This window comes from Chelatococcus albus, from assembly GCF_030067675.1.
Classification (GTDB): domain Bacteria; phylum Pseudomonadota; class Alphaproteobacteria; order Rhizobiales; family Beijerinckiaceae; genus Chelatococcus_A; species Chelatococcus_A albus.
Window position 1 is genome coordinate 529,827 of sequence record NZ_JASJEV010000001.1, and the last position, 12,129, is coordinate 541,955.

General features: G+C 67.9%; 9 protein-coding genes. 6 read left to right on the plus strand and 3 right to left on the minus strand.

Annotation, left to right across the window (positions count from 1 at the left end; genetic code table 11):
* Window positions 1–448: 448 nt before the first annotated feature.
* Window positions 449–1,387, minus strand: coding sequence for an aminotransferase class IV (locus QNA08_RS02375; protein ID WP_283739059.1), 939 nt, complete (start codon window positions 1,385–1,387; stop codon window positions 449–451).
* A gap of 481 nt (window positions 1,388–1,868) precedes the next feature.
* Here QNA08_RS02375 and QNA08_RS02380 point away from each other — a divergent pair, with 481 nt between their 5' ends.
* From QNA08_RS02380 to QNA08_RS02390, 3 genes are read left to right on the plus strand one after another with little or no spacing between them, the layout of a single operon-like run.
* Window positions 1,869–3,380, plus strand: coding sequence for an oligosaccharide flippase family protein (locus QNA08_RS02380; RefSeq protein WP_283739060.1), 1,512 nt, complete (start codon window positions 1,869–1,871; stop codon window positions 3,378–3,380).
* Between the two features lie 23 nt (window positions 3,381–3,403).
* Complete coding sequence (locus tag QNA08_RS02385) at window positions 3,404–4,447, plus strand: GNAT family N-acetyltransferase (RefSeq protein ID WP_283739061.1); 1,044 nt, start codon at window positions 3,404–3,406, stop codon at window positions 4,445–4,447.
* A 14-nt stretch (window positions 4,448–4,461) separates the two neighbouring features.
* Window positions 4,462–5,856 (plus strand): polysaccharide pyruvyl transferase family protein, encoded by a 1,395-nt coding sequence (locus tag QNA08_RS02390; protein WP_283739062.1) that lies wholly within the window; start codon window positions 4,462–4,464, stop codon window positions 5,854–5,856.
* Between the two features lie 459 nt (window positions 5,857–6,315).
* Here the strand turns inward: QNA08_RS02390 and QNA08_RS02395 are convergent, their stop codons facing one another.
* A complete protein-coding gene (locus QNA08_RS02395; RefSeq protein ID WP_283739063.1) occupies window positions 6,316–7,344 on the minus strand; it encodes a glycosyltransferase family 2 protein in 1,029 nt (342 codons plus the stop codon).
* Window positions 7,345–7,796: 452 nt separating this feature from the next.
* Here QNA08_RS02395 and QNA08_RS02400 point away from each other — a divergent pair, with 452 nt between their 5' ends.
* Genes QNA08_RS02400 through QNA08_RS02410 form a run of 3 tightly spaced genes read left to right on the plus strand, consistent with a single transcriptional unit; the run spans window position 7,797 to window position 11,309 of the window.
* Window positions 7,797–8,813: a glycosyl hydrolase gene (locus QNA08_RS02400; protein WP_283739064.1), complete on the plus strand. Its 1,017-nt coding sequence runs from the start codon at window positions 7,797–7,799 to the stop codon at window positions 8,811–8,813.
* Between the two features lie 52 nt (window positions 8,814–8,865).
* Entirely contained in the window at window positions 8,866–9,933 is a 1,068-nt protein-coding gene (locus QNA08_RS02405; protein WP_283739065.1) for an NAD-dependent epimerase/dehydratase family protein, read from the plus strand.
* A complete protein-coding gene (locus QNA08_RS02410; protein ID WP_283739066.1) occupies window positions 9,933–11,309 on the plus strand; it encodes a DUF4910 domain-containing protein in 1,377 nt (458 codons plus the stop codon). Before QNA08_RS02405 ends, QNA08_RS02410 begins: the two co-directional genes overlap by 1 nt.
* A 40-nt stretch (window positions 11,310–11,349) precedes the next feature.
* On the opposite strand, the gene rfbC is transcribed toward QNA08_RS02410, so the two are convergent.
* Window positions 11,350–11,895, minus strand: coding sequence for a dTDP-4-dehydrorhamnose 3,5-epimerase (gene rfbC, locus QNA08_RS02415; RefSeq protein ID WP_283739067.1), 546 nt, complete (start codon window positions 11,893–11,895; stop codon window positions 11,350–11,352).
* Window positions 11,896–12,129: the final 234 nt, after the last annotated feature.

The window sequence follows — 12,129 nt, forward strand, 5'->3', positions numbered from 1 at the left end:
CGACGCGGCGGCCCTGCACAAGGGCGGCCGGGCGGCCGTTGGCGCGGATCACGTCGGAGCGGAGGGCGCCGTCGCCGGCCGTTCGCAGAGGCTGCGCGCGTGCCGGCTCGTCCTGCGCCATTTGTCGGCCGTAGCCTGTTTGCGCAGCGCTCCGGCCCGCGGTCGAACGCCCGGAAATGGTCATGCGGCTTCCGCCTTCAGCAATGCCCAAGGCCAGATCGGAGCGCTAGTGTCCGGTCATCGGCCGGCGGCCAACAAGCTTCGAAAAGGGCGTAGCCAGACCTTCGGAATGCGCCGCGGTTCGCCGCTAAGGCGTAGTCCGGCTCCTTCGACGCGCGGCCCGTGGCACATCCCCTCGCTCCCGGACGTGCATCGGCAGAGGCTCGGCGACAGGGGCAGCAGAGCGTGGGGCGGACGGCGGCGATCCCTCAAGGACGGGAGGACATGATCAGCGGACGGCGTCGACGGCGTAGTGCCGGCACGACAGGTCGAGCCCCGGATGCGGTCGCTCCCCGGCGGCCGCGGCAAGATAGCGTTCCGCGAGCGCGCCGAGGACAGGTGCCTCGCCGAAAGGCTGGCCGTCGATCGACGAGATCAGGAGCAGGTCGTTGAGCGTCCCGACGAAAGCCATCTCGTCCGCGATCAGCAGTTCGGTGCGGTCGATCGGGCGCCGCGTGAAGGGAATGCCCATGCTCTCGCAAAGCGAGGCGACGATGTCGACTGTGATGCTCTCGAATGCCCCTTCCCAGCTCGGCGGCGTCAGCACATGGCCGTCGCGCACGATGACAACTGCGCTGCCGATGGCCTCCGCCACCCGCCCGTGCTGGTTGAGCAGCACCATCTCCGGATAGCCGCGGTCTCGACCCTCGATCTTCGCGAGCCGCGCCACCTGATAATTGGTGCTCGTCTTGATGCGGTAGGGCAAGGCCGCGTCGGTCGCGCGCTGCCAGATGCTCACGCCCGTGGCGATGGGCGCGGGCTGGCCCTTCGGATAGTGATAGGCGGTGAGCACCAGATCGGACACGGTGCCGACGCCCCAATGCCCCTCCGTCACGTAGAGGGTCGCGCGGATCCACATGTTGCGATGCGGCTCGCACAGGCGCTCGACCAGACCGTGGCACGCATCGGTGAAGTCCTCGAGGCTCATCGTGAAGGGAATATGCAGGAGCTTCGCCGACCGCCCGAGACGACGCCAGTGCCTCTCGATCGCAAGGATGCCGAAGCTTCCGTCAGGCTGCCAGAAGCCCTTCAGGCCCTCGAAGACATTGAGGCCCCTCACGACGGCCTCGCTGGAGATGTGGAAGACGGCTTCTTCCCACAACCGGATCGCGCCATTGAAGAAAACCCACTTGGGCTTCTGCAGCTGGGTTGGCGTCTTCGCTTCCATCTTCGTTTCCAGAAATCAGAATACGATCACAGACATCACGGTACAGAAAGTAATTTTGTCCATAATACGAGCCCTGTCGATGACATAAGATGCAAAACAATCGAAAGATGGTGGCAAATACCTCTTTGAGCATATCGCCTAGACCGTCAGGCAGCTTGACGTTCCCAGCCCCGTCAGCCGACCCTCTTGGTGACCGGCAAGAGGGCGCAGGAATTCGCGGTCGATCGGAAAGATCCTCGGTTTTTCAAGAAGTTCGCGTGTCCGGGCGGCAGAGCGCGGCAACCGGCCCGCACGGCGCGTTCGCATGGCGGCGGTCATGCCGGTCGCGCATCGCTCATCGGCACCGGTCGCCATCCTTCGCCTCGCCAGCTTCGCGGCCTCATCCGCCAGCACCGCCCGCGACGCGGGAAACGATTGCCGGCGGGCGCCTCCGTGAAGCCGCGAGCGGAGCGAACGGCGCCAGACGGAGGTTTGAGGAACAATGACCGCGATCAGACGGGCCCTCATCGTCACCTCCGCCGAGCGCTATCTGAACAGCGCGGTCAATTTCCTGCTCATCGCTGCCGTGTCGCGTCTCCTCACTCCCGAGGAGATCGGCGTTTCGGTCATCGGCGCCACCATCTTCGGCTTTGCCGAGGTGCTGCGCGACATTCCGAGCAACTATCTCGTCCAGAAGGCCGATCTGACGCGCGAGGACGTCCGCACCACCTTCACCCTGCTCGCGCTCGTCTCGCTGATGTTCGCCGGTGCTCTCACGGCGACATCGGCATGGATTGCCGGCATCTACGAGGAAGCGCATCTTCAGCTCTACCTGCAGGTGCTCGCCTTCGCCTTCCTTCCAGGCGCCTTCGAGCGGCCGGTGACGGCGCTGCTGCGCCGCGACATGGCCTTTCCGCAGGTCGCGGTGGCGAATGTCGCGCGTGTGGCCGTCAACGGCGTCGTCACCGTCGGCCTCGCGCTCCTCGGCTTCAGCTACATGAGCTTCGCCTGGGCCGCGCTTGCCGGTGGCCTGACGGCGGCGGCGCTCGCGATCCGCTTCGGCGGCAGGCGGTGGATCTTCATGCCTCTCTTCAGCAACTGGAGAGCCGCCGTCAGATTCGGCGGCTCCTACAGCGTCGCCGTGCTGCTCGCCACCCTTTACGACCTGCTCCCCTACGTCCTGCTGAGCCGCCTCCACCGATTGGAGGACGTCGGATTCTACAATCGCGCCCGCATGTTGAGCCTGCTGCCGCACAAGCTCATTCTCTCGAGTTTCGATCCCGTCGCGCTGCCGGCGCTGGCGGCCGAAGCCCGGGCCGGACGGGAGCTCAAGCAGCCCTATCTCAACGCGATCACCCATATCACCGTGGTGCAATGGCCGGCCTTGCTCGTCCTCACCATCCTCGCCCATCCCGCCATCGCACTGCTCTACGGGCCGCAATGGATCGAGATCGTCCCCCTCGCGCAGATCATTGCCGCAGCGATGCTGCTGTCCTTCACGGGCGGCCTCAATGCACCGGTCCTCATCGCGGTTGGCGCCCTTCGGGACCTCGCGATGGCGTTCCTCATCTGCCTGCCCATCTCGGGCGCCATCGTCACGGCTTCCGCGTTCTTCGGCACGACGGCCCTGGCGCTGAGCATGTTCGTCACAGTACCGCTCAACGGCTACGTGACACAGCGCGTCATCCGCCGCCACGTTCCCTATGCCTGGAGCGAGCTGGGCGGGGCCGTGTGGCCAAGCGCCCTCGTCGCTCTGTGCAGCGCCGCGGGGCCGCTCGCCCTCATCGTCGTCAACGGCCTTCGCTTCGATCTGTCGCTTGGCGCTGCGGTGATCGCCGCGATCCTCGCGGCGGCCGGCTGGCTCGCCGGGCTGCGCCTGACGCGCCATCCGATGCTCGACGAGCTCCTCCAGGTGGCGGACGGCCTGCGACGGAGCGACCGGGCGGAAGAGGCAGCACGGGCCGGCACGCGGATCCTGAGGTGGCACCACGCCTCGCGCCCCCGTTCCAGCTGAGGCCGCCCCGGCAGAAGCATGACATGAGCGAGATCGCGGGTCCCGATCACCTGGCAGAAATTGCGGCGAGCCGCTGCCCCGGTCGCCGCCAGCTCCGCGTGAGCCAGTTCGACGATTGGCATCGCGACCTCGACGACGCTCTCCGGATCCTGCCCGCTACACCTGATTGCCCACCTGACCTCCTGCGGCTCCTCGCGGCGAAACGAGGCGTCGAGGCGAAGCGCACGGCGCTCGTCCTCGACGGAGGCATCCCCGTCGCGGTTCTTCCCCTGTGCCGGACGGGCTGGGCGAGCTGGCGGCCGGTCACGCATTACGTCGTTCCCGGGCAGGTCCTGCCGGCCGAGCCCGGTCGCCTCATCGAGGCGGTCGAGGCGCTCAACCTCACCGTCAGCCTGGCATTCTGGCGCTCGCCCGAACCGCTGCCGGCCGGCCCCCGCATCCGCGGCCTCCTGTCGAGCCCGACGCGCGGCATGAGCTTCGCGGAAGACTTCGTGGCCTTCTGGAAGACATCGCACCTCTGGACGGCCCTGCGCGGCGCACGCAACCGCTGCAAGGACCTGCCCCTCGCGATCAACGCTCCGGGCGCCGCCCGCTGGGTGATCGTCAACTGGGCCGAGAAATGGGGCGTACCCGCCGGGGAACGCGAGGATCGGCTCGCGGCCGCGGACTATCTCGAAGGATCAGGCAAGCACTTCACGCTGACCCTGTCCGACAGGGGGCGCATGGTGGCCGGCATCACCTGTGTGGTGCACGAGGGCGAAGCCGTGGCCCACTGCAGCTTCCGCTACCCCGAATACAAGTACCACCAGGTCGGCAACCACATCCTGCGCCTCCTCTTCGAGTGGGCGCGGGATGCCGGCCTGAACGGCATCGATATCGGCAGCGGCTTTGCCTACAAGGCGCGCTTCGCGCCCCTGCGCGGCGTCAAGCACGAATTCACCGTCACCGCCTCCCTGCCGAAATACCATTTGCAGCGCGCCGTCAGCGCCGCCCGCGCCGGGGCGCGCCGCTGGCTCGCCGGAGCGCCGCCCAAGGCCCCCGGCAATGCCGACGACACGATGGATTAGGGGGAGGATGCCCGATGTCGTCACGGCGCACCTCTGTCACCGCGTTCTTCCGGCGTCCGTTTGGTGTACGGACGCGGCAACCGGATGCACATGAACTCGCCAGAGCAGAGCGAGCCACCGGTACACACCCCGGTCACCCGGCGGCCCTGGGCCCGCACGTTGCCCTCTTCGGCAATTTCGGCACCGGCAACCTGGGCAACGACGGATCGCTCGAGGCGATGCTGATCGCCTTGCGCGAGCTGAGGCCCGATCTGCGGCTCACCTGCATCTGCCCCGGACCGGAGCGGGTGCGCGAGGACCATCACCTGCGCGCCCTGCCGATGGATTGGCCGCGCCCCGATCGCGGCCTTGTCCACCTTGTCAACAAGGCGCTGGGCAAGCTGCCCGGCAAGCTCGTCGACCTTGTTCAGACGCTCCGGCAGACGAAGGGTATCGATGCCCTCGTCGTACCCGGCACCGGCCTCCTCGACGATACGGGCGAGCGCCCCTCGGGCATCCCCTATGCGCTGTTCCGAGCCTGCTTCGCCGCCCGGATCCGCGGAGCGAAGGTGGCCTTCGTCAGCGTCGGTGCCGGCTCGATCAGGCATCCCCTCAGCCGCTGGCTGCTGAAACGGGCGATCGGTCTCGCGCACTACCGCTCCTTCCGCGACACCCTGTCCAAGGAATGCCTGGCGCGGATAGGCTGCACCTGCGACGCCGATCCCGTCTATCCGGACATCGCCTTCCGGCTGCCCTCCCCGCCTCACGGGGCCCGGCGCGAGGGGGCGCCCCTCACCGTAGGGCTGGGGGTCATGGCCTATGGGGGCTGGCGGGACGAAGCCGAGAGCCGGGCCATCTACCGGACCTATGTCGGCAAACTCGTGCAGTTCGTCCTGTGGCTCCTCGATCGCGGCCATCGCGTCCGCCTCCTCATGGGGGAGACCAGAGACCAGCGGGCGGTCGACGATCTCGTCGCGGCGGTCACGGCGAAGCGCCCCGTGCTCGCCGCAGCCTGGCTCGAGGCGGAGCCCGCGCGTTCGCTGCACGAACTCATGCGCCAGATCGCCGAGACCGATATCGTCGTCGCGACCCGCTTCCACAATATCATCTGCGCCTTGAAGCTCGGCCGCCCGACGGTGTCGCTCGGCTATTCGCCGCGGCACGACGCCCTCATGGAAGACATGGGCCTCGGCGCATTCTGCCAGCATGTCGAAACCTTCGACGTCGCGGCGCTCGTCGACCAGTTTGCCCGTCTGCTCGCCCGCCGCGGCGACTGCGAGCGCTGTCTCGCCGAGAGAAACCGCGCCTACGAGGAGCAGCTTCGGCGCCAGGACGGACTGTTGGCCGCGACCCTGTTCGCCCTCCCGGAGAAGGCGGCGTCCAGCCGCCAGGGACAACGGTCAGCGAGTTGCTCGCGCCACCGAAAGTGATCGCGCCGCTCAAGAGGCGATGTTTCGGTCGAGCCCGGTTGCGATGCGGCCTCCGCACCCTCGAGCAGCCATTCGTCATGTCGACTGACCCATGGAGGTCCGCCGGCGAAGACCTCATCCCTTCCAACTGTGCTTCTCGTCGCAACGGTCGTCATCGCCATCCGGGCCGGGGCTCGCGACAACCTCCTGCGCCGGGGCTCGAAGTCAGGAGTCCGAACGATCCCGGGCAGGTCGCGCGCCGGTGCAAATATCATCGGGGCCCCGAATAGGAGGACCTCTTCGCTGCCTCTCGGCGACGGGCGTGATGCATGCAGGGTCGGCCCGCAGAGTGGGACGCGCCGATGAGCGCCCGCCGCCTGCATCGGACTGGAAGAACGCCTCCATCCGTTCGACGACCGGGCTCTCTTCCCACTGGACCCATGGGCAGTCGGCAGTGAACGCCGTGAGGCCGCAGACGGGTCAGGGGTGCCGGCCCGCCGCGAACAGACGCCGCGCACGCCGGGCGAGATAGGGCATGAGCTGCCTCCAGGTCCAGGCGAGCCCCCAGCGATGCACCGGTACGGTGCGGAACACGTGGGCGACGATCATGCGCGCCGTGGACCAGTGTCCGGCCCTGAGGAAGACGGCCGCGGTCATCATGTAGTCCGCCACCTTGCTCATGATCCTGTCGCGTACTTCCGCCTCGCTCAGGACCTTCGAACGGGCGAGGCGTTCCGCCAGCATCGTCACGACCTTGAGGTCGGTCTCGACGAAGATGCTCTTGGCGATGGGGTTCTTGAGCACCTGCTGCGTGTGCCGCCTGATCTCGACGAGCGGCTCGTCGATGAAGCCGACGGGGTGCCGCTCCTGCAGCCGGACCATGAGCTCGTAATCCTCCACGTTCGGCCAGCGGTCGGGGTTCCTGCGGCTCAGGTCGCGCATGCCGCCCGCCTCGCGCCAGCGCTCGCGCGGCACGAACAGGCCCGACGTGCTCATCAGACAACCCTTGAGGAATGAAACCCTGTCGGCCTCGGCTCCCGACAGGATGGGGGGCCCTTCGAACAGGGGCTTCGTCTCGAGCGGCGCCCCGCGCTCGTCGATGTCGACATGGCTCGTGAAGATGTAGCCCACCTCGGGGTGGGCGCAGAAGAAGCGCCACCCCCGCTCCAGGCAGTCGGGTCGCATCACGTCGTCGGGGCACATCAGCTTGATGAGCCGCCCCTTCGCCTGCGCGCAGAGGGCGTTGACATTGTTGAGCCAGCCGTTGCGCGTATCACGGCAGATGATGACAAGCCGCGGATCGTCGTAGCGGCCGAGGAGCGCGCGGCTGCTGTCGGTCGACGCATCGTCGACGATGAGGAATTCGAAACTGGCGTGGGTTTGGGCGAGCGCGGCGTCGATGCAGGCCGGCAGCCAGTGCCTCTCGTTGTAGGCCGACATGACGATGCTGATGTCGGGCGCCGGCCGCTGCAGCGGCGCCGCCTCGAGTTCCACGGCCGGTCCGTCCATTCCCAGATGCCTCGCCTGCCAGGGCAGTTCCACCCGCGCGAACCGACGGCGCCCGCAAGGCCGCGCGCAGGAACGCCGCATTGCCGAAATGCTGCATGCCGTCTCGACATGCCGAAAGCTCCTCCGGCCGGACGGCAGGTCCCGGCGTCGCGGGGCGGCCGCGGCAGAACCGGAACCACGGTCCATCTTAGCGAGGCCCGCCGATCGGAGAACGACGCCATGCGGCGTATGCACCGACGCCGGCTACGCCCTAGTGGGCAGCCCTGTAAGGCTTTTTGGGCAAGCGCGGCGGGCCGCCGCTTGGCCTACTCTTGGTCGCGAGCGCGGTGAGCCTCGCCCGGTCGCTGCGATCGCGGCCTTTCCTGCAACCGATGCGGCTGCGGCCGCCCGGTTTCCCCCCGACCGCTGCCGGCCACCGACACAGACACCGCGCCCTGCGAAGAGGTGAACCGATGCCCGGTCTCCGCAGCATGGGACGCATCATCTGCATCGTCGCCGGATGCGCTGTTGCGCAGATCCTGCCGGCGCGCGCCGATCTCATGTGGGGCGTGAACGGGCACCCGCTGAACTCCTATCCCGGCGTCTCCTTCGAGCGGCAGCTCGATCTCGTCAGGGACCTCGGCGCCAGATCCTACCGCGTGGACGTCGGCGACACCGGCAGGATGGAGCCGCTCGCCCGGCTCGTCGAAGCGGCGCGGCCGCGCGGCATCGAGATCCTGCCCATCCTCATTCCGCCCGTCTCGCTCGAACGCGAGCCCGCCGCCGACATCTACCGCAAGTCATACGACTTCGCCCGCGCCTTCGCCGAGCGTTTCAAGGACGACATTCCCGTCTGGGAACTCGCCAACGAGCTCGAGAACTACGCCCTCATCAAGCCCTGCGAGATCAGGGACAACGGCACGAAATATCCGTGCGAGTGGGGCCCGCCCGGCGGCCTGTGGCCGCTCGACTACAGCGGCCCGCGCTATGCCAAGGTTGCAGCCGTCCTGCGCGGCCTCTCCGACGGCGTGCGCGCAGCCGCCCCGGCCGCCAAGCGCGCCCTCGGCACGGCCGGCTGGGGCCACATCGGGATTTTCGAGCGCCTGCGGCAGGACGGGATCGAATGGGACATCACCGTCTGGCATCTCTACGGCGAGGACCCGGAATGGGCCTTCAAGGAACTCGTCAAATACGGCAAGCCCATTTGGGTGACGGAGTTCAACCATCCGTACGGCAGCGCCCGGGCGGGCGAGCAGGCGCAAGCCGAGGGCCTCGAGAAATGGATGCAGAGGCTGCGCGCCCTGTCGGACCGGTACCGGGTGGCGGCGGCGCATATCTACGAACTCCTTGACGAGTCCTACTGGGGCGAGAGCTTTGAGGCCCACATGGGCCTCGTCCGGCTGGAGAAGGACCCGGCCGGCGGCTGGCGCGAGGGAGCGCCGAAGGCCGCCTACGACGCCGTCAAGCGCACGATCGGAGCCCTGCCGTGAGACGGCCGGCCCACCCCGTCATCGCCCCATCTTCATCAAGGGAGTGTCTGACATGAAGGTTCTGGTCACCGGCCACCAGGGCTACATCGGCACCGTGATGGTGCCGATGCTCCTCGCCGCGGGGCACGAGGTCACGGGTTGCGACAGCAACCTCTACGAGCGCTGCACCTACGCCGGCGGCGGCACCATGGCCGAGGTGCCCGCCATCCGCAAGGACGTCCGGGATGTGGCGCCGAGCGACCTCGCCGGGTTCGACGCGGTCATCCATCTGGCGGCGCTGTCCAACGACCCCCTCGGCGACCTCAATCCCGACATCACCTATGCCATCAACCATCGTGCGAGCGTCCGCCTCGCCGAGCTCGCCAGGAAGGCCGGCGTGCGACGCTTTCTGCTCGCCTCCTCCTGCAGCAACTACGGCCTCGCGGGCGAGGGGCTGGTCGACGAGACGGCCGCCCTGAACCCCGTGACCCCCTACGGGCAGTCGAAGGTCTGGGCCGAGCGTGACATCGCGGCCCTCGCCGGCGACGGCTTCTGCCCGACCTATTTTCGCCCGGCGACCGCCTACGGCCTGTCGCCGCGTCTGCGCTTCGATATAGTGCTGAACAACCTCGTCGCCTGGGCCGTGACCAGAGGACTGATCTACCTGAAGTCGGACGGTACGCCCTGGCGACCCATCGTCCATGTCGAGGACATCGCGCGGGCCTTCCTCGCCGGCCTTCACGCGCCGGAGGAGAAGGTCTTCAACGAGGCCTTCAACGTCGGGCAGACGCGCCACAACTACCGCATCCGCGAGATCGCCGAGGTGGTCGCCGGGGTCGTGCCCGGGTGCCGCCTCGAGATCGCGCCCGAAGCCGGGCCGGACAAGCGTTCCTATCGCGTGAACTTCGACAAGATCGCCCGCGTGCTCCCGGAGTTCCGGCCGCAATGGGACGTGCGCCGCGGCGCCGAGCAGCTCTATGTCGCCTATCGCGCCTCGCGCCTCACGCTCGAGGAGTTCGAGGGGCCTCGCTATCAGCGCATCAGCCACATCAAGATGCTCATGAGCGCTGGCATCCTCGACGCGGAGCTGCGCCATACGGCGCGCGAGACAGCGCGGCCGGTCGCGTCGGCGGCCGAGTGATGGGCGCGCATCCGCACGCCAGCGTGCCCCAGACGGGCAGCGCCTCCTTCGGCGGCCTTCCCGCAGAGCCCGGCATCGGCGAGGAGATCTTCGCCCTCGCCGCGGAAATCTACCCCATCTGTCGCAGCATCACGGGCGACGGCGTGCGCGAGACCCTCGCGCACCTGGCGCGGCACATCGGCCTGACGGTGCACGAAGTTCCGACCGGAACCAGGGTGTTCGACTGGACCATTCCGCGCGAATGGGTGATCCGGGACGCCTATATCAAGAACGCTGCCGGCGAGCGGGTCCTCGACTTCCGCGTCTCGAACCTGCACGTCCTCAACTACAGCGCCCCCGTGTGTGCGCGCCTGCCGCTTGCGGAATTGAAGCAGCACATCTTCACCCTGCCCGACCAGCCGGATCTCGTTCCCTATCGCACCTCCTACTACGCCGAGCGATGGGGCTTCTGCATGGCCCATAACCGGCTCGCGGACCTGCCAGACGGGCTCTATGAGATCGTGATCGACGCCGGCTTCAGGGACGGCAGCCTCACCTACGGGGAATATCTGCATCGGGGCGAGACGGACGAGGAATTCCTTCTCTCGGCGCACATCTGCCACCCTTCGCTCGCCAACGACAACTGCTCGGGCCTGGCGCTCCTCGCGCACCTCGCCAAACGTCTCGCCGGCCTTCGCACGCGCTACAGCTATCGCTTCCTGTTCGCCCCCGGCACGATCGGCGCGATCGCCTGGCTCGCGCGCAATGAACATCTCGTGCCACGCATCCGGCACGGGCTCGTCGTCTCCTGCGTCGGCGATGCCGGCGGGCCGACCTACAAGAAGAGCCGCCGCGGCGACGCCGCCATCGACCGCATCATGACGCACGTCCTGCGCCATGCCTCGCCCGCGCCGAACATCCTCGACTTCTTCCCCTACGGCTATGACGAGCGGCAATATTGCTCGCCCGGCTTCGACCTGCCCGTGGGCCTCTTCCAGCGCAGCCAGTTCGCAACGTTCCCCGAGTACCACACCTCCGCCGACAATCTCGACTTCATCAGGCCGGAACACCTCGCCGCCTCCTATCGGATGCTGGCGACGGCGCTCGACATCGTGGAGAGCGACGCCCTGTTGCGGAACACCATGCCCCGTTGCGAGCCGCAGCTCGGCCGCCGCGGCCTCTATGCGGCGATCGGTGGCGACAGCGCGGGCCCGCAGGCCAGCATGGCCCTCCTCTGGGTCCTCAATCTCGCCGATGGTCGCCACTCGCTGCTCGACATCGCCGAGAGGGCAAACCTGCCCTTCCTCATCGTCCGCGAGGCGGCGCAGCGCCTCCAGGAGAAGGGATTGCTCGTGCCCGTCGACGCGTGCGCCGCGGGCGAGGCGCGGCCTCTCTAGGCGACTGCCGCGTGCGTGCACGCCCCGGCCGGCCTCGTCCTCACGACGGGGGGGGGGCGCCCGAAAAGTCCGGCCATGCCCGGTCCTTGTCCGAGATCATGGTGACGGCAAGCGGCCAGTCGATGGCGAAGGCGGGATCGTTGTAGCGGACCCCGCTCGCCGCCTGCGGCGCGTAGAACGCCGAAATGAGATAGCCCACGTCGCAGTTGTCGCAAAGGCTCTGGAAGCCGTGGGCGAAGCCCTCGGGAATATAGAGCTGGTAGCGATTGTTCGCGGTGAGCTCGAAGCCCTGCCAGCACCGGAAGGTGGGCGAGGCCGGCCGGAGGTCGACGATCACGTCCCAGATCGCGCCCCTGAGACAGGTCACGACCTTCGTCTCGCCATGGGGCGCGCGCTGGAAATGCATGCCGCGCAGCGTCCCCTTGGCGTTGGAATGCGACATGCTGTGCTGGACGAAGGTGGTCTGCAGGCCGTGCACGGCATATTCGCGCACGCAGAAGGTACGTGCGAAGAAGCCCCGTTCGTCCTCGACGGGCGTCGGCTCGATCAGCCATGCACCGGGCAGGCTCGTCTTCTCGAAGCGCATCGGCCGGCTCCCGCGGGCGTTCTCCGGTCTCTCCGAAGTGAAATACAGGCCTGACATGTTTGACCAGGTTGATTGCCCCATCTGATCGGCGATCACCCGGGCGGACGATCGTCGTTGCGCGGATCGTCGCGCGGGCACGGGCGGCGTCCCTGTAACGGGTCATTGTCTGGTGCGGCCATGCGCGCCAACAACTTCCGCAAAAGGCGTATGCCGAGGCGCACGCCGGCCTTGCGC